This window comes from Desulfocurvus thunnarius, assembly GCF_055390965.1.
Map to the genome: position 1 here is coordinate 939,341 of NZ_AP042411.1, position 17,627 is coordinate 956,967.

Annotated in this window: 17 protein-coding genes; 10 read left to right on the forward strand and 7 right to left on the reverse strand. The window is 71.2% G+C overall.

Annotated elements, in window-relative coordinates:
• Positions 1–184 precede the first annotated feature (184 nt).
• From ACZ5KV_RS04070 to ACZ5KV_RS04095, 6 genes are all read left to right on the forward strand, one after another.
• Entirely contained in the window at positions 185–439 is a 255-nt protein-coding gene (locus tag ACZ5KV_RS04070; protein ID WP_464241069.1) for a FeoA family protein, read from the forward strand.
• On the forward strand, positions 432–2,618 hold the full coding sequence (gene feoB / locus ACZ5KV_RS04075) for a ferrous iron transport protein B (RefSeq protein WP_464241070.1): 2,187 nt from the start codon (positions 432–434) through the stop codon (positions 2,616–2,618). The genes ACZ5KV_RS04070 and feoB overlap by 8 nt, the downstream gene beginning before the upstream one ends.
• Positions 2,619–2,768: 150 nt before the next feature.
• On the forward strand, positions 2,769–3,206 hold the full coding sequence (locus ACZ5KV_RS04080; protein WP_464241071.1) for a Fur family transcriptional regulator: 438 nt from the start codon (positions 2,769–2,771) through the stop codon (positions 3,204–3,206).
• Positions 3,207–3,273: 67 nt separating this feature from the next.
• The gene (locus ACZ5KV_RS04085; RefSeq protein WP_464241072.1) at positions 3,274–3,462 is read left to right on the forward strand and encodes a hypothetical protein; all 189 of its coding nucleotides are present in this window, start codon (positions 3,274–3,276) and stop codon (positions 3,460–3,462) included.
• Positions 3,459–3,905: a hypothetical protein gene (locus ACZ5KV_RS04090; RefSeq protein ID WP_464241073.1), complete on the forward strand. Its 447-nt coding sequence runs from the start codon at positions 3,459–3,461 to the stop codon at positions 3,903–3,905. Before ACZ5KV_RS04085 ends, ACZ5KV_RS04090 begins: the two co-directional genes overlap by 4 nt.
• A gap of 93 nt (positions 3,906–3,998) precedes the next feature.
• Complete coding sequence (locus ACZ5KV_RS04095; RefSeq protein ID WP_464241074.1) at positions 3,999–6,218, forward strand: heavy metal translocating P-type ATPase; 2,220 nt, start codon at positions 3,999–4,001, stop codon at positions 6,216–6,218.
• Between the two features lie 81 nt (positions 6,219–6,299).
• Here the strand turns inward: ACZ5KV_RS04095 and ACZ5KV_RS04100 are convergent, their stop codons facing one another.
• The 6 genes from ACZ5KV_RS04100 to ACZ5KV_RS04125 all read right to left on the reverse strand — a co-directional run bounded on the left by ACZ5KV_RS04100 (position 6,300) and on the right by ACZ5KV_RS04125 (position 11,538).
• On the reverse strand, positions 6,300–6,731 hold the full coding sequence (locus ACZ5KV_RS04100; RefSeq protein WP_464241075.1) for an HMA2 domain-containing protein: 432 nt from the start codon (positions 6,729–6,731) through the stop codon (positions 6,300–6,302).
• A 316-nt stretch (positions 6,732–7,047) separates the two neighbouring features.
• Entirely contained in the window at positions 7,048–7,710 is a 663-nt protein-coding gene (locus ACZ5KV_RS04105) for a cytochrome b/b6 domain-containing protein (RefSeq protein WP_464241076.1), read from the reverse strand.
• The gene (locus ACZ5KV_RS04110) at positions 7,707–9,383 is read right to left on the reverse strand and encodes a tetrathionate reductase family octaheme c-type cytochrome (RefSeq protein WP_464241077.1); all 1,677 of its coding nucleotides are present in this window, start codon (positions 9,381–9,383) and stop codon (positions 7,707–7,709) included. Before ACZ5KV_RS04110 ends, ACZ5KV_RS04105 begins: the two co-directional genes overlap by 4 nt.
• 99 nt (positions 9,384–9,482) lie before the next feature.
• Entirely contained in the window at positions 9,483–9,902 is a 420-nt protein-coding gene (locus ACZ5KV_RS04115; RefSeq protein ID WP_464241078.1) for an RrF2 family transcriptional regulator, read from the reverse strand.
• A gap of 174 nt (positions 9,903–10,076) precedes the next feature.
• Positions 10,077–10,535 (reverse strand): 4Fe-4S ferredoxin, encoded by a 459-nt coding sequence (locus tag ACZ5KV_RS04120; RefSeq protein ID WP_464241079.1) that lies wholly within the window; start codon positions 10,533–10,535, stop codon positions 10,077–10,079.
• A complete protein-coding gene (locus ACZ5KV_RS04125; protein ID WP_464241080.1) occupies positions 10,528–11,538 on the reverse strand; it encodes a 4Fe-4S dicluster domain-containing protein in 1,011 nt (336 codons plus the stop codon). Before ACZ5KV_RS04125 ends, ACZ5KV_RS04120 begins: the two co-directional genes overlap by 8 nt.
• Positions 11,539–11,782: 244 nt before the next feature.
• Between ACZ5KV_RS04125 and ACZ5KV_RS04130 the strand changes: the two genes are divergently transcribed.
• Positions 11,783–13,219 (forward strand): sigma-54 interaction domain-containing protein, encoded by a 1,437-nt coding sequence (locus ACZ5KV_RS04130; RefSeq protein WP_464241081.1) that lies wholly within the window; start codon positions 11,783–11,785, stop codon positions 13,217–13,219.
• Here ACZ5KV_RS04130 and ACZ5KV_RS04135 read toward each other — a convergent pair.
• On the reverse strand, positions 13,200–13,574 hold the full coding sequence (locus tag ACZ5KV_RS04135; RefSeq protein WP_464241082.1) for a hypothetical protein: 375 nt from the start codon (positions 13,572–13,574) through the stop codon (positions 13,200–13,202). The genes ACZ5KV_RS04130 and ACZ5KV_RS04135 overlap by 20 nt on opposite strands.
• Positions 13,575–13,808: 234 nt before the next feature.
• Between ACZ5KV_RS04135 and ACZ5KV_RS04140 the strand changes: the two genes are divergently transcribed.
• From ACZ5KV_RS04140 to ACZ5KV_RS04150, 3 genes are all read left to right on the forward strand, one after another.
• Positions 13,809–14,882: a 4Fe-4S binding protein gene (locus ACZ5KV_RS04140; RefSeq protein WP_464241083.1), complete on the forward strand. Its 1,074-nt coding sequence runs from the start codon at positions 13,809–13,811 to the stop codon at positions 14,880–14,882.
• A gap of 124 nt (positions 14,883–15,006) precedes the next feature.
• Positions 15,007–15,801 carry a LytR/AlgR family response regulator transcription factor gene (locus ACZ5KV_RS04145; protein ID WP_464241084.1) on the forward strand — a complete coding sequence of 265 codons (795 nt, stop codon included), beginning with the start codon at positions 15,007–15,009 and terminating at the stop codon, positions 15,799–15,801.
• Between the two features lie 14 nt (positions 15,802–15,815).
• Positions 15,816–17,516 carry a LytS/YhcK type 5TM receptor domain-containing protein gene (locus tag ACZ5KV_RS04150; protein WP_464241085.1) on the forward strand — a complete coding sequence of 567 codons (1,701 nt, stop codon included), beginning with the start codon at positions 15,816–15,818 and terminating at the stop codon, positions 17,514–17,516.
• Positions 17,517–17,627: the final 111 nt, after the last annotated feature.

Genomic DNA, 17,627 nt, shown 5'->3' on the forward strand with positions numbered 1-17,627 from the left:
TGACGTGCCCGCGCGCGGCGGGTGGCCTGCCGTGCAGGGCCCCGCGCGCCGACATCCGCAAACCGACCGACGGCATTCCGCCGCCAGCGCCAGCCTCGCCCGGGCGCCAGCCCCTTCGGCGGACAGACGCCAACGATTTTCGCCGCTGCCTGCGCGGAGCAGGACCGGCACGGGAGGATACCCCATGGAACAACAAACGACAGGGCTGCGGCAGCTCAAGATCAACTGCCGGGCGAAAATCCGCCAGATCACCGCGGAAGGCGAACTGGGCAGACGCATCCGCGACATGGGCCTCGTGCCCGACACGGAGATCCAGGTCATCGGCAAGGCTCCCCTGCGCGACCCCGTGGCCATCCGCCTGCGGGACTTCACCCTGACCCTGCGCAACAACGAGGCCGACCACATCACCGTCACCGTCCTGGAGTGTCCCGATGTCTGAGAAACTGACCTTCGCCCTGGCCGGGAACCCCAACTCCGGCAAGACGACGATGTTCAACGCCCTGACGGGCGCGCGCCAGCACGTGGGCAACTACCCCGGCGTCACCGTGGCCAAGAAGGAAGGCCTGCTGCGCGTGGGCAACCGCGACGTGCGCGTGGTCGACCTGCCGGGCACCTACTCGCTGACGCCTTACTCCCAGGAGGAGCTGGCGGCCCGCAACTTCCTCATCAATGAAAAGCCCCACGCCGTCATCGACGTGCTCGACGCCAACACCCTGGAGCGCAGCCTGTACCTGGCCGTGCAGTTCCTCGAGCTGGGCGCCCCGCTGATCCTGGCCCTGAACATGATGGACGAGGTCCGCCGTCGGCACATGAGCATCGACACCGCCAAGCTCTCGAAGCTGATGGGCGTGCCGGTGGTGGAAACCATCGCCCGCGACGGCGAGGGCAAGGACGCCCTGATCCGCGAGGCCGTGGCCTACGCCGAGGCCAACCGCGGCAGGACCGAGCCGCTGCGCCTGTCCTACGGCCGCGACATCGACGCCGCCCTGGACGAGATGGAGCCCCTGGTCAAGGGCTCGGGGCTCATGGCCTCGCTGGTGCCCGCGCGCTGGGTGGCCCTGAAGTTCCTGGAAGGCGACCCCGACGTGATCGCCATGAGCCAGCGCGACAAGGCCCTGGCCGCCGCCCTCGCCTCCATCGCCGACCGCGTGGCCGCCCATGTGCGCCGCACGGAGAACGCCCATCCCGAGTCCATCATCGCCGACCACCGCTACGGCTACATCGCCGCCCTGCTGCGCGAGGGCGTGGTCCGCAAGGACACCTCCGTGGAAAGCATCCGCCTGTCCGACCGCGTGGACAAGGTGGTCACCAACGCCTTCCTCGGGCCGATCATCATGCTGGCCGTGCTCTACGGCATGTTCCAGCTCACCTTCGCCGTGGGTGAAATCCCCATGGGCTGGCTGGAGACGTTCTTCGGCTGGCTGGGCGGGGTGGCCGAGGCGTCCATCCCCGAGGGCCTGTTCCAGTCCCTCGTCATCTCGGGCATCATCGACGGCGTGGGCGGCGTGCTCGGCTTCGTGCCGCTTATCCTGGTCATGTTCCTGTGCCTGGCCTTCCTGGAGGACCTGGGCTACATGGCCCGCCTGGCCTACATCCTCGACCGCGTGTTCAAGCTCTTCGGCCTGCACGGCAGCTCGGTGATGCCCTTCATCATCTCCGGCGGCATCCCCGGCGGCTGCGCCGTGCCCGGCGTCATGGCCGCGCGGACCCTGCGCAGCCCGCCCGAGCGCCTGGCGACCATCCTCACCGCCCCGTTCATGTCCTGCGGCGCCAAGGTCCCGGTGTACATCCTGCTCATCGGCGCCTTCTTCCCCGACGTGGCGGGCAACGCCATGTTCGTGCTGACCCTGGGCGCCTGGGCCATGGCCCTGCTGGTGGCGCGCCTTTTGCGCGGCACGGTCATCCAGGGCGCGGCCACGCCGTTCCTCATGGAGCTGCCGCCCTACCGCATCCCCACCCTGCGCGGCGTGCTCATCCACACCTGGGAGCGCGGCTGGCAGTACATCAAGAAGGCCGGTACCATCATCCTGGCCATCTCCATCCTGCTGTGGGCGGCCATGACCTTCCCCGGCCTGCCCGACGACCAGACCGCCGCCTTCGAGGCCCAGCGCGAGGCCGTCCAGGCCGAGATGGACGCCGCCGCGGCGGCCGGAGCGGGCGAAGAGGCCCTGGCGGCCTTCGAGGATCGCCTGGCCGACGTGGACAACGTGGAGGCCGAGGAGGCCCTGCGCAACTCCCTGGCCGGGCGCGTGGGCACCGCCCTGGAGAGCGTGACCAGCCTCGCGGGCTACGACTGGCGGACCAACATCGCCCTGGTGGGCGGGTTCGCGGCCAAGGAGGTCATCGTCTCCACCCTGGGTACGGCCTATTCCCTGGGCGAGGTGGACCCCGAGGAAACCGGCGGCCTGTCGGCCCGTCTGGCCGCCGACCCGGCCTTCAACGCCTGGACGGCCATCAGCCTGCTGGTGTTCACCATGCTCTACGCCCCGTGCTTCGTCACGGTGGTGGCCATCGCCAAGGAATCGTCCTGGCGCTGGGCGGCCTTCTCCATGGTCTTCAACACGGCCCTGGCCTTCGGCGCGGCCACCCTGGTCTACCAGGTGGGCACACGCCTCTAGCCACAGCCGCCAACGGACGGCGGCCCGCCTCCGTCCGCATTCCGCCGCCGGCCCGCGCGCACCCGTCCGCGCGCGGGCCGGCCCGGCAATAACCTGGTCGGCGCAACGGCCCGGCGCGGCAGCCCGACCCCCAGTCCGGAGAGGACGCCAATGAAAGACCCCATCGACGCCTTCAGGCAGTTTCTGGCCGCCAAGAACCAGAAGCTCACCCCCCAGCGCCAGGTGGTGCTGCGCATCTTCATGGACCGCCACGACCACATGACCCCCGAGGAACTGCATACCCTCGGCCGCGAGTTGGACCCCGGCCTGGGGCTGGCCACGGTCTACCGGACCCTCAAGCTGCTGGAGGAGGCCGGGCTGGCCCGCGAACTGCGCCTGGGCGACGGCGTGGCGCGCTACGAATACGACTTCGGCCGCGCGCACCACGACCATATCATCTGCACCGGGTGCAACCGCAACATCGAGGTGCTCGACCCCCGCATCGAAACCCTCCAGGAGGCCCTGGCCCGGCGCCACGGATTCGAGCTGACCGGGCACAAGATGATCCTCTACGGCCTGTGCGAGGACTGCCGCAAGGGCGGCGACTAGGACTTTGCCGAACGGCTCCGGCGTGCTATCCTGAACGCTCCAACCCCTACCCGTAGCGGAGAACCCTATGAAAGAACTCGGAGAAAAGGCGCTGTGGCTGGTGGCCGGCGCCGCCGTGGGCGCGGCCTGTTACCTGGCCTGGCGCAACCGCGAGCGGCTTGTGCCCCTGGTCGAGCAGGCCGTGGCCCAGGCCCGTGAACTGACCCGCCCCCAGGGGGACGCGGCCCAAACCCCCGAGGAGGCGCCCCGGTCATGAGCAACATCGGATATTTCCTGGCTGGCGCCGTGCTCGGCGCGGCGGGCGTCGCGGCGGCCACGGGCGACGAAAAGGCCCGCCAGACCCTGGGCGGGCTGGTGCGCGGCGGCTACGGCATCAAGGAAAACCTGCTGGCCTGGGCCGAACGGCTGATGGAGGACGTTGAGGACTCCCTGGCCGAGGCCCGCCACCGCCAGCAGACCCAGGCCAAGGAGGACGCCCAGACCGAGACGGCGCCTGCCGCCAAATCCGGAGCCAAGGGCCCCCGCGCGGGCGCGGCCAAGGCCAAGCCCGCCGCCTCGGCGACGGCCGGGCCCAAGGCAACTACCAAGGCTGCCAAGCCCAAGGCGGGCGGAACCGCCGCGCCCAAGGGCAAGGGCCCGCGCGCCGGAGCCAAGGCTCCGGCCCGGGGCCGGGGCGGCAAGGGCTCCGCCGGGGCTTAACCCGGCGCCCCGCACGATACGGTTTCCACCCGGGCCCCGGCGGGCCCGGGCGGCCCCGCGCGCCCGCGCGCCCACCCCAGCCCCCCAAGGACCATGATCGTCAACCACCAGATTCCCGGGCGCATCCGCTTCACCCCGGGCAGCCCGGCGGCCCTGGATGCCGCCACCCGGGCCCTGGAAGCCGCCCCCGCCCTGCGCGGCCAGGCCCTGGACCTGAGCTACAACCCGCGCACCCGCCGGGCCCTGCTCCAACTGCGCGCCGACGAGGCCCTGACGGCCCTGGCCGCGGGCATCCTGCTGGCCCAGACTTCGGCTCCGGCCCTGCCCACGCCCGCAGCGGCAAAGGATCAGGCTCCTGCGTCTCCCGTCGGGGGCGGGCTCCCGGCCCTGCCCGAAGCCGGGGCATCCCGCTGCCAGCCCGCCGTGTGCCGCCGCACGCCCCCCGGGGCCGAGTGCGTGCTGCCCGGGGTTTGCGAGGCCGACCGCGCGCGCGGCGCCCTGGAAAACCCCTTCCTCATCATCGCCCGCAAGGTCGCCAGGTTCTCCCTGCGCCGCCTGCTGCTGCCCATGTGGCTGCGGCCCTGGTGGCTGGCCTGGGAGGTCGCGCCGCTCATGCTCGCCGGGGCGCGCTCCCTGGCCCGGGGCAGGCTGGACGTGGCCGTGCTCGACGCGGCGGCCATCGGCTCGTCCATGGCCCTGCGCGACTTCAATACCGCCGGAACCATCCACCTGCTGCTGGACATCAGCGAAACCCTGGAGGAATGGACCCGCGAGAAGTCGCGCGGGAACATCGCGGCCATGCTGCGCGGCGAGGACCGCCCGGCCTGGGTGCTGCGCCGGGGCCAGCCCGAGCGCGTGCCCGCCGCCGAGTTGCAGGCGGGCGATCTGGTCATCGTCAGGTCCGGCCTGGCCATCCCCGTGGACGGCGTGGTGGCCGACGGCACGGCCATGGTCAACCAGTCCTCCATGACCGGGGAGCCCCTGGCCGTGCGCAAGGCCGTGGGCCACGAGGTCTACGCGGGCACGGTGGTCGAGGAAGGCGACCTGACCATCCTGGCCGAGAGTGTGGGCGACCACACCCGGCTGGCCCAGATCGCCCGGGTCATCACCGAGTCGGAGTCCATGCGCGCCGAGGTCCACAGCCAGGCCGTGCGCATGGCCGACCGCATCGTACCGTTTTCCTTCATCCTGTCCGGGCTGGTCTTCGCCGTGACGCGCAACGTGCGCCAGGCCGCCGCCGTGCTGCTGGCCGACTACTCCTGCGCCATCAAGCTCTCCACGCCCCTGGCCGTGCGCGCGGCCATCCTGGAGGCCGCGCGGCGCGGGGTGCTGGTCAAGGGCGGCAAACACCTGGAAGCCCTGGCCCGGGCCGACGCCATCATCCTGGACAAGACCGGCACCCTGACCCAGGCCCGGCCCAGTGTGGTGGATGTCTGCCCCGTGGGCGACTACTCGCGCGAATACATCCTGCGCCACGCCGCCTGCCTGGAGGAGCACTTCCCCCATCCCGTGGCCGAGGCCGTGGTGCGCAAGGCCGAGGAGGAGGGCCTGGACCACCGCGAGCGCCACGCCGAGGTGGAATACATCCTGGCCCACGGCATCTCCTCCACCCTGGACGGCCAGCGCGTGCTGCTGGGCAGCCGCCACTTCGTCCACGAGGACGAGGGCGTGGACCTGGACCCCGCCGAGGAGTCCATCCGCCGCTGCGCCGACAGCGGGCACACCGCGCTGTACATGGCCATCGGCGGCCAACTGGCCGGGGTCATCTGCATCGAGGACCCCATCCACCCCGACGCCCCGCGCTTCGTGCGCCGCCTGGAGAACCTGGGCCTTGAGCGCATCATCATGCTCACCGGCGACGGCGAGGCCAGCGCCAGGCGCGTGGCCGGGGAACTGGGCATAAAAGAATACCGCGCGGGCGTGCTGCCCACGGACAAGACGGCCATCGTGGACGAACTGCGCGCCGCCGGGCTGACCGTGGCCATGGTCGGCGACGGCATCAACGACTCCGCGGCGCTGACCCGCGCCGATGTCGGCGTGTCCATGAAGCACGGGGCGGACATCGCCCGCGAGGCCTGCGACGTGCTGCTGACCACCCCGCGCCTGGACGGCCTGCTGGACACCATGGCCATCGCCCGGCGGGCCATGCGCCGCATCCGGCGCAACTACGGCTTCATCGTCGGCAGCAACACCCTGTTCATCGCCCTGGGCGTGACGGGGCTGATCTCCCCGGCCCTGCTGGCCCTGCTGCACAACGCGGGCACGGTGCTCACCTGCGCCCACAGCATGCGCCCGGTGCTGCCCCGGCACTAGCCCCCGCCCCCAAAACGCCGCGAGGCCGACGCGCACAACGCGCGTCGGCCTCGTTCGCTTTCCGGACGCGGGCCCGGCTTGCTAGCGCAAAAGGGTCCGGCGGTTCTGGAAGGCATGGACCCCCGCCAGCGCCAGGAACAGCACCCCGGCCCCGGCGTGGACCTTGCTCGACACGGCCAGCGCGCCCACGGCCAGGACCACCGCCCCGGCCATGCCCGCCTTGACGGCGCGCCGGGCCTCGGGGGTGCGCAGGGCCTTGTCCGCCCGGGCCACCCCGGCCTTCAGGCGCTCGAGGTCCACGTGCAGCAGCTCGGCCGCGCGCTTGAGCAGCGCCTCGGCGCCGATGCGCGCCTTGTCGTAGAGCACCAGCAGGCTGCCCACCCGCTGGTTGACCTGCACCTCCACCACGCCCTTGAGGTCCAGAAGCCTTTCGCGGGCCTCGCGGGCAATCTCTTCCACCTTCAAGGCTCCGCTGCGCAGCCGCAGCCTGCCCTGGGTCATGCTGGCGATCATGGCGCCCTCCCTGTATCCTTGCTTGCGGAGCCCCCGGGGCGGGACTGTCCCGCCCGGGCCGACTCCGAGCCGGAATCATAGACGCTTTTTCGCCATCACTGCAACTCGTGACAGCGAATTTCATCCTCCGCGCGCGGGGCGGCAGTCTCCTAAGCTGTAGTCCGCAAGTCATCCTCCACGCGCGGATCGTCGCGGCCCCCGCCAAAGCGGGAGCCCCCGCCCGGGCACGCCGTCGCGCGCCGGGCGGGGGCCCGGAAACCAGGGCGCAGGGGAGCGCGGCGACCGCCGCCGCGCCGCCCCGCGCCCGGACAGGGGGTCACATGGGACTGGTCTTGCGCTCCCACTCGGGCACGGACTTTTCGTCCTCGACCTCCTCCCAGCCCGTGAACATGGCGATCACGTGGGCCGAGACGGTGTGCCCGGTGGTGGTCATGTACACATGGACGACCACGAAGGCCAGGAAGCCGAAGGCGCCGATGGTGTGCAGGGTGGCCACCGTTTCCAGGGACAGGCTGGCCAGGCCCAGGGCCGCCCAGTCGTTGTAGTAGAGGTAGGCGATGCCCGTGGCGATCTGGAACGGGATGAGCAGCGTGGCGATGGACAGGTAGGTCAGGCGCTGGAGCGGGTTGTGCTTGGCGCGCTGGGTCTTGGGCACGGGGTGCGGCTCGCCGCGGAAGATGCCGCTCGCGTAGTACATGGCCACCTCGTAGATCTTCCTGGTGGTGGGTACGTACTGCTTCCACTCCCCGGTGGTGGACAGCCAGAACACGATGAACACGTACAGCCCCAGCCAGGCCCAGGCGCACCATTCGTGCACGGCCACGGCCCGCTCGAAGCCCAGCAGGCTGAAGGAGCCGTGGACCTCGAGGCCCGTGGCGGCCAGCACGAGGATCAGCGCGGCCTGGAACCAATGCCAGAATCGCTCGAAACGCGTGTACAGGTAGACCTTCTTCAGGCCGTTCTTCACGGAACCGCTCATGACCGATCCTCCTTTGCATTGCGCGACCGGGACGCCGCGCGCATGGCGCCGTGGATCAGCACTCCCGCCAGGGAGGCCAGCACGGCGGCCCAGCCGGCCCAGTCCACCAGGGCCACGCCGTCGCGCCCGGGCATGTAGAATCCGGCCAGGTTGGCCAGCCGCCCGCGGTGGCCGTGGCATTCGGAGCAGGCCACCACGTTGTCCTTGGGCGCCACCATGTGCGTGGTGGGGTAGGCCCAGGCCGTTTCCACGAAGCCGAATTCGCCGGAGTAGTCCAGCCCGGCGTAGTCCATGCCCGCCTGGATGGCCTTGGCCCAATCATAGTTGGCCCACAGGGCGGTGGCGTCCTTGCCGAACAGGTGCGGCACGACCATGGTCCTGTTCACCGTGTCGTAGGGCGTCTTGCCCCGGTGGACCTTGAAGGGCATGATCCGCGAGCGCGGATCGTCCGCCGAGCCCACGGGCCAGGACAGGCGCACCTCGCCCGAGGGGTCGATCACGTCCGTGGCGCGCACGGTGGTCATGGAGCCGCCCCACCAGTAGTATTCGGGCACCACGTTCATCTCCCACACGAAGTCGCCCTTCATGGAATCGTAGGAGTCCTTGCCGTAGGGGCCTTCCTCCTTGTAGGGCTTGCCGTCCCGAAGCTTCCCGGCGGTGGACCAGTCCCAGTTCATCTTGGTCGGCTTTTCGCGGGCGTACTCGGGGATGTGGCAGGCCTGGCAGGCCACCTTGTCGGTGTGGTCGTTGGCCTTGTGCCCGGCCTTGTGCGGCGTGGCGCTGTGGCACGACTCGCAGGTGATCCGGGGCGCGAGGTCGTCTTCGAGCAGGCTCTTGCGCTCGGTGGCCGCCGGGTTGGCGTAGATGCGCCCGGCGATGTTGTGCACCGTGGTCGTGTGGCAGCGCGTGCAGTGGAAGTTCTGGCCGTCGACGCCCATGTGCACGTCGAGCTTCTTGCTCGGCGCGGTCAGCGAGCTGTCCATGTCGCCGTGCTTCACGCCGTCGCCGCCGCCGCCGTTGAAGTGGCAGGTGCCGCAGTTGTCGCGGTCGGGGCGGCCGATATTCTGGGCGATCTTGGCCAGGTCCGGCGGCTGGAAGGTCTTCTTGGGCCCGAAGGGCGTGGGCTCGCTCACCGGGTAGCCCGCCTTCGAGGGGAACTTCTCGTAGGTGCCCGTGGTGTCGTGGCAGACCAGACAGTCCACCTTGGCCGGATCGGTGAAGTCGAAGTCCTTGTCTTTCCAGCCGTAGCCCGCGTGGCACGAGGTGCAGCGCGGCTCGTTGGACAGGATGCTGATGCAGAAGTTGTTGACCACCAGCCCGCCCTTGCCCATGCGCTCGGCGGGCTCGGCATTGGGGTCGATCCAGGTCCAGTGGATGGTCTTGTGGAACTGCGCGGAGGCCTCGGTGTGGCAGGTGAGGCAGGCGCGGGTCACGTCCTCGGGTTTGGCGAAGTGCTGGCGCAGCACTTCATGCTTGGTGTGGTCCGAGGTGATCCAGAGTTGCGGATCCTTGGTGGCCTGGCGCGCCAGTTGGCGCCCCGGGGCCGCCTCGCCGCCCTGGGCGGGCGAGGACGTGTCGGTGGCCGCGCGGGCCACCGGCGCGGCGCATACCCCGCACACAAGGACGACAAGCGCCAGGAGCGCCCGCGGGCGCAACGACGGGAAACGGTTCATGAAGACACCCCCTGCGTTTCAGGTTGCCCGCCGGGCCGCCGCGACGACCCCGGCGGCGGCCCTGCGGCCCGTGCCGCGCAGGAGGCCCGCCCCCCCGCGCTAGCGCTTCGTGTCGCAGTTCTCGTAGTTGATCTGCGACAGGGTGATGGAGTCCAGGATGCGGTTCATGGCCGCCGTGGCCTCCACCCATACGTTGCGGACGTTGCACTTGCCGCTGCGCGTGCAGGTCCGGCCGTCGCTCACGCAGTCGGTCAGGTTGATGCCGCCCTCCAGCAGGCGGACGACCTCTCCGACGGTGATCTCCTCGGGCGAGCGGGTGAGCATGTGCCCCCCCTTGGGCCCGCGCACGCTGGCCAGGTACCCCCCGCGCTTGAGGGGCCGGATGAGTTGCTCCAGGTATTTCACCGAGACCCCCAGCCGCGCCGAGACCTCGCTCACCGAGACCGGGCGGCCGTTGCTGTTTTCGGCGATGTCCAGGAGCATCCTGGTTCCGTAGCGGCTTCTGGTGGACAACTTCATGAAGGCTTCTCCGCGAAGGCTTGCGGCCCCGGACCCCATGCCCGGGTTGACCGCTGCGCAGACGATACGCCCTCATGCCGCGATTTCCAAGTGTTCCCCCAAAAAAATGTAGGCGTTTATTTCAATATGCTACAGTGTGGGCGGAATTACCCTGCAATGCCGCGCAATAATTGACTAGCGCACATGCTCCGCGCGCCGTAGCAGGGCCGCCAGCCCCAGGGCTCCAAAGGCCAGAGCCAGGGCCAGGTGGGCCCAGTCCACGGCCATGACCGTCTCCGGCGGCAGCCAGACCCAGGGCAGATTCTTGGCCGCGCGGGCCAGCCCCGTCAGCGCCAGGGCGGCGATCACACCCGCCCGCCAGCCGCCCAGGGCGGTCGGCGCCCGGCGGCGCACCAGCCACGCGCCCAGCGCCGCCCCGGCCCAGGCCAGGAACACGGCGGCCAGGAGCAGGTGCAGGCTGTGCAGCAGCAGGAAATCCGCCGTCCAGGCCATGCCCGGCAGGTCGGCCAGATAATAGCGCTTGAAGATGGGCATCTGCCCCGCGCCGGTGAAGCCCAGGGCCAGGCACAGGGTGATCCACGGCCAGCGCGCGGCGCGGTGCGGGCGGCCGGAGGCGGCGCGGCGCTCAGTCATGGCCGCCCTCCTTCCCGGGGCCCGCGGCGGAGCCGGGCTTGCCGGAACCGGCTCCGCCCGCGCCGCGCAGGCCGCGCACGGCGGTGAGCAGCCCGGCGGCCAGCCCGGCCAGCGGCGCGCCGAACACCGCCGCGGTGAAGGCCTCGTCGCGGGCCATGACATCGGCCACCGGGCGCAGGTGCGGCTGCCCCGGGCCGTGGGTCACGGCGCGGTCCAGCGCCTCGAAGGACACGGGGGAGACATAGAAGGTGTTGGTGCCGCCGTTCTCCTCCAGGCCGTAGACGTGGCCCCCGGTTTCGGCGGCCAGCGCACGCGCCCGGGCGGCCATCTCCTCGCGCGGGCCGATGCTCTGCACGTCCATGGGGCAGGCCTCGATGCAGGCCGGGAGCTGCCCGGCGTCCAGGCGCTGGTGGCAGCGGTCGCACTTGTACATCACCCCGTTGCCCGCCAGGGCGGGCAGCAGGTCCAGGTACAGGCCGACCCCGGTCTGGCGCTGGGGGATGCCCCAGGGGCACACGTCGCGACACTTGGCCCCGCCCAGGCAGATGGAGTCGTTGATGCGCACCACGCCGTCGGCGCGCTTGTAGGCCGCGCCCCAGGGGCAGAGGTTCGCGCAGGGCGGGTTCACGCAGTGCATGCAGCGCCGGGGGATGTGCACCTCCAGCTCCTGCCCGTCCTTTTCGACCACGGCGGTCTGGATGGTCAGCCAGTTGTAGGGCGTGAGTCGCCCGTCCTCATCCCGCCGGGCGGACCAGTCCTCGGCCCTGACCCGCGCGGGGAACATTTTCGGGAAGGGCCGCACCGGCTCGGGGAACTTGGCGGCGTTGACCTCGCGGCAGGCCGCCACGCACTCGCCGCACCCGACGCAGCGCGACAGGTCCAGCAGGGTGGCCAGCTCCACCGGCGCATCGGCCCCGGCGCTTCCGGCCCGGGCCGCCCCGGCGCCGGGCACGGCCAGGGCCCCGGCCAGGGCCATGGTCTTCAGAAACTTTCTGCGATTCATGACGTTCCGTATTCGTTTGCGGCGCGACCCGTTGCGCCGCCGTGCCGTGCAGGTTCTTCGGGTCTATCCTGCTATAGCAGTCCTTGTGCCGGAAGACCACGCAGCACAGCGCCATGATTCTTTCAAGCTGAAATGACAACGTTTATTCCCAAAATTCCGCCATGTGACGATCGCCTTGCCACGGCGGAAATTGATCGCTATTTGAGCAGGTGGTTAATCAACTGCGCAAATCAAGGCGGCGGGCATGAACCAGGATTCGGTGAAGCAGTATCTGGAAGAGATCATCGAGACCATGAACGAGGGGCTGTTCATCGTCGGGCCCGACGGGCGGCTGTCCATGGTCAACAGCTCCCTGGAGCGGCTGACGGGCTTTTCGCGCCGCGAGCTGCTGGGCCGGCCCTGCACCGTGCTCAACTGCGACGCCTGCCGCATCTCGCGCCGCGAGGGCCGCGACCACTGGTGCCGCCTGTTCGACGAACGCAAGCAGAACCGCAAGCGCTGCCGCATCGTGCGCAAGGACGGCTCCTGCGTGGACGTGGTCAAGAACGCCACCCTGCTCATGGACAACGGCGAGGTCATCGCCGGGGTGGAGACGCTGACCGACCTCTCCGAACTGGTGGAGCGCGACCGCAAGATCGAGGAACTCTCGCGTCACTGGGACACGGGCTTCCACGGCATGGTCGGCGACTCCCCGGCCATGCTGCGGCTGTACGCCATCCTGGAAAAGGCCGCGCGCTCCGACGCGCCGGTGATCATCTTCGGCGAGTCGGGCACGGGCAAGGAGCTGGCCGCCCACGCCATTCACACCCTGGGCTGGCGCGCCGAGCGGCCCTTCATCCAGTTCAACTGCGCGGCGCTGAACGAAAGCCTGCTCGAAAGCGAACTGTTCGGCCACGTCAAGGGCGCCTTCACCGGGGCCATCCGCCACCGCGAGGGCCGCTTCGAGGCCGCCGACGGCGGCGACATCTTCCTGGACGAGATCGGCGACGTGCCCCCGGCCACCCAGGTCAAGCTGCTGCGCGTGCTGGAGAGCAAGCGCATCGAGCGCGTGGGCGACAACCGGCCCATCGAGGTCGACGCGCGCGTCATCACGGCCACCAACCGCAACCTGGAGCGCATGGTCGCCGAGGGCGCCTTCCGCAAGGACCTGTTTTATCGCATCAACGTCATCCCCATCCACGTGCCGCCGCTACGCGAACGCACCGAGGACATTCCGCTGCTGGCCGGGCACTTCCTGGCCGACATCCGCAGCCGCACGGGCCGGGGGCCCCAGGGCCTGACCCCCGAGGCCCTGCGCCTGCTCACGGCCCACGCCTGGCCGGGCAACGTGCGCGAGTTGAAAAGCGCCCTGGAATACGCCTGCGTGCTCACGGACTCCGGGCCCGTGGGCCCCGGGCACCTGCCCCCCGCCGTTGTGGGCGGCGCGGCGGGCGCCTGCCCGCCGCCAGCCCCCGAAGCCCCGGCTCCCGGGGCCGGATGGGCCACCCCAGGCCAGCGCCCGGGCCCGCACCCGGCCCTGCCCGCCGACCCGCGCCAGGCGCTCATCGACGCCCTGCTGGCCACGGGCGGCAACAAGAGCCGCGCCGCCGCCCTGCTCGGCGTCAGCCGGGGCACGGTGCAGAACCGCATGCGCCGCTTCGGGCTGGATCTGAAACGCGTGGTCAGCGGCCCAGGCTCGTGATGAAACGCTCCAGCTCGTTGGGCTCGCCCTCGGCGTAGTCCTCGGGGTAGAGCAGGTTGCGCATCCAGAACACGCTGCCCTGGCCCAGGGCCGCCGAAGCCCGGGCGCAGAGGTTCTCGGCCTTGCGCTCCACGAGGCCGCGCGTCCGCTGGTCCAGCCCGTCCAGCAGCCCGTCCAGTTCATCGGGCAGGTCGCGCAGCAGTTCGGCCTTGCGGCGCAGCTTCGCCGCCGAGCCCTCGGGATCGCCCTTTTCGTGCAGCAGCGCCTCGGCCTCGCACTCCAGCTCGCGGATGCGTGCCGCCGTCCGCGTCAGCGCGCCGATCACCCGGGCCGACGCCGTCGTCTCCTGATCCATTCCGTCCTCCCGCGCCCGGAGGCGCATTTTCTTGTGCAAATTCCGGCGCACCGCCTTGTCCCGGGCCCGGCCCGGGCGTACAGGGACGCTCTGGCGCCCGACCCGCCGCCCGCAGCGCGGTCCGGTTCTTTTTGACCCGGGTCAAGGCGCCGGGGCGACCGCCGGGGCACCCTGACGCCGCCCCGCCACGGTACGGCACCCCGCCGCCGTTGGCAAAGCCCAAGGAGTCCACGCATGTCCCGATCCGCCCCCGACGCGTCCCCGGCCAGCCCCGCTCCCGCCGACCAATCCGCCGCTCCGACCGCCGCCCCGCGCGGGACGGCCCTCCCCGGCCACCGCCCCGCGCGGCTGCGCCTGGCCGTGCAGTCGGCCTTCGCCCTGACCTGCCTGTGGGCCGGGTGGGAGTTCTACCGCTTCGTGAGCTGGATCATGGGCCAGGGCCCCGGCCCGGCGACGCGCCCGCCCTCGGTGGAGGGCTTCCTGCCCATCAGCGCCTTCATGGCCCTGCGCCGCCTGCTGACCGATGACCAGTGGGACCCCGTCCATCCCGCCGGGCTGACCATCCTGGTGGCCGCGCTGCTCATGGCCCTGCTGCTGCGCAAGGGCTTCTGCGGCCACGTCTGCCCCGTGGGCCTGATCCACAACCTGCTGGCCCGCGCCGGGCGGGCCCTGGGCTGGGCGCGGCCCCTGCCCCGGCGCGCGGCCCTGGCCCTGGCCGTGCCCAAGTACCTGCTGCTGGCCTTTTTCATCTGGACCACCTGGGTGGCCATGGACGCCCGGGCCCTGGAAAGCTTCCTGCGCACGCCCTTCAACATCGCCGCCGACGCGCGCATGCTGGCCTTCTTCCTGAACCCCTCGGGCACGACCCTGGCCGTCCTGGCCCTGCTGGGCGCCCTGGGGCTGGTGCTGCCCTATTTCTGGTGCCGCGCGCTGTGCCCCTACGGCGCGCTGCTGGGGCTCGCGGCCCTGGCCTCGCCCCTGGCCGTGCGCCGCGACGCGGCCTCGTGCGTGCAGTGCGGGCGCTGCACCCGGGTCTGCCCCGGGGGCATCCGCGTGCAGGAGAAGCTCCGCGTCAACTCGCCGGACTGCGTGGGCTGCATGGAATGCGCTGGAGCCTGCCCCGTGCCCGGTTGCCTGGGCCCGGCCCTGCCCGGCGGGCGGCGCCTGCCCTGGGCCCTGCCCGCCCTGGGCTGCGCCGCCGTGCTCCTGACCCTGTACGCCTGGGCCCGGGCCACCGGCCACTGGGACGCCACCCCGGCCCCGGCCATGCTCGCGCGCATCTACCGCATGACCCTGGGCGCCTTCTGAGGAGCAGGAGGAAAGGCGTCCCTCCCCCGACCTTGACACCCCCCGCCGGGCGGCATTAGCTGAGGGCATCCGCCCGATGCCGCCCGCGCCCATTGCCCCGGCCCGGCGGAAGGAGACCCCGCCCATGTCCATACGCGCCGTCATCGCCGACGACGAGCCGCCCGCGCGCGACGAGCTGGCCTTCATGCTCTCGCGCTGTCCGGACGTGGAAATCGTGGCCCAGGCGGCTTCGGCGCGCGAGGCCGTGACCGCCATCCGCGAGCACGCGCCCGATGTGGCCTTCCTGGACATCGAAATGCCCGGGGGCAGCGGGCTGGACGTGGTGGCCGAGGTGCTGGCCGAAGGGCCGGAGCGGCCGCCGCAGTTCGTCTTCGCCACGGCCTTCGACCACTATGCCATCCGCGCCTTCGACGCCAACGCCGTGGACTACCTGCTCAAACCCGTGGAGGAGGACCGCCTGGCCCGCAGCCTGGCCCGCGTGCGCGGCGCCCTGGCCGCGCCCCGGGGCCTGCCCACCGACCGCGCGGCCATGGACGGCGAGGTGTTGCGCCTGCTCGAAGCCCTGGCTCCCACGCGCGGGCTGACCCGCGTGGCCGTGGAACAGGGCGGGCGCATCGCCCTGCTGCGGCCCGAGGAAATCGTCTTCCTGAGCACCGAGGAGCGCCGCGTGGTGGCCCACACCGCGCGCGGCGCCCTGCCCTGCCACGGCCCGGCGACGATGGAAACCCTGGAAGAACGCCTGGGACCGCATTCGTTCTTCCGCGCCAACCGGGGCGCCCTGGTCAACCTGGCCCGGGTGCGCGGGTTCTCGCCCTGGTTCAACGGCAAATACGCCTGCACCATGGACGACGCCGCGGGCTCGGAAGTCACCGTCAGCCGGGGCCGCGTCGCGGCCTTCAAGGAACACCTCGGCCTCTAGGCCGGAGCATAGCCATGACGACACTGGAACTGCTGGTCATCCTTGTGGAACGCTTCGGGCTCATGCTCACGGCGGCCTTCGTCATCATGACCCTGGGCGCCCTGCGCGACGTGGACCTGCGGCCCACCACCCTGCGCAACACCGTCTTCCTGACGCTGCTCTTCGGGGGCATGGGCATCCTGGGCACCTACACCGGCGGCCCGGTGCAGGCCTCGGTGGCCAACCTGCGGGCCATGAGCGTGATCACCGCCGGGCTGGTGGGCGGGCCGGTGGTCGGCGCGGGGGCCGGGTTCATCGCCGGGCTGCACCGCAACCTCATCGATTTCTACGGCTTCTCGGCCCTGCCCTGCGGGCTGGCGACCTTCCTGGAGGGCACGGTGGCCGGGTTCCTGGCCCTGCGCCTGCGCGAGCCGCTGAACTGGAAGCCCGCCGCCGCCCTGGCCTTCGCGGGCGAGAGCTTCCACATGCTCCTGGTGCTGGCCCTGGCCCGGCCCTTTGCCGACGCCGTGAGCCTCGTGCAGCTCATCGCCATGCCCATGATCATCGTCAACACCATCGGCGCGGCCCTGTTCGTGCAGACGCTCATCGTCGTCTCGCACTACCGCGAAAAGCACGAGTCCACCCAGGCCCAGCAGATCCTGGCCATCGCCGGGCAGACCGTGGTCCACCTGCGCCTGGGCCTGTCGGGCGAAACCGCCGAGGCCGCCGCGCGGATCATCTTCGAGCGCATGGGCGTGGCCGCCGTGGCCGTGACGGACACCTCGCGCGTGCTGGCCCACGTCGGCGAAGGGGACGACCACCACCTGCCCGGCCAGCGCATCATGACCTCCGCCACGCGCGCCGTGCTCGAAACCGGCATCCCGGCCTTCGTGCGCGACGCCGCGGCCATCGGCTGCGGTACGCCCGACTGCCCGTTCCGCTCGGGGGCCATCGTGCCCCTGCGCAAGGGCGGGGCCATCGTCGGCACCCTCAAGCTCTACGGCACCAAGGGCAACGGCCTGGACGCCGTGCGCTACGAAATCGCCAAGGGCCTGGCCGCCCTGTTCTCCACCCAGCTCGAACTCGAAGACATCCAGATCAAGGAACGCCTGCTGGCCCGCGAGGAAATCCGTCGCCTGCAAGCCCAGATCAACCCGCACTTCCTGTTCAACGCCCTGAACACCATCGCCTCCTTCTGCCGCACCAACTCCGGGCGCGCCCGCGAGCTGCTCCAGGATCTGGCCGTGTTCCTGCGCCGCAACCTGCACGGCGGCGACGGGTTCATCCCCCTGGCCCAGGAACTCGATCAGGTCCGTTCCTATCTGGCCATCGAACAGGCCCGCTTCGGCGAGCGCATCCACGCCACCCTGCTGGTGGACGACGACTGCCGCGACTGGCCCGTGCCCGCGCTGCTCATCCAGCCCCTGGTGGAAAACGGCATCAAACACGGGCTGGCCGGGCGCGAGGAGGGCGGCATGGTCAGCGTGCGCGCCGCCGTGCTCGCGGGCGAGCTGCACGTCATCGTCGAGGACGACGGCGTGGGCATGCCGCCCCAGAAGGCCCGGGCCCTGCTGGAGAGCGAGGGCGACGGCCGGTGCATCGGCGTGGCCAACTGCAACCGCCGCCTGCGCCAGATCTACGGCGCCCAGTTCGGCCTGCAGATCGGCTCGCGTCCCGGCGGCGGCACCCTGGTGGCCATGCGCATCCCGCGCCAGGCCCTGCCCGCCGCCGCCTAGCCGCGACGCGCGGTCCGGCGGCTTGCGCCCCGCCCAGGGCGTTTCAGACGCCAAAACCGACACTTCACGCGCAAGGCGTTGCACAAGCGTGCGGCCCTGCCCTATGGCATC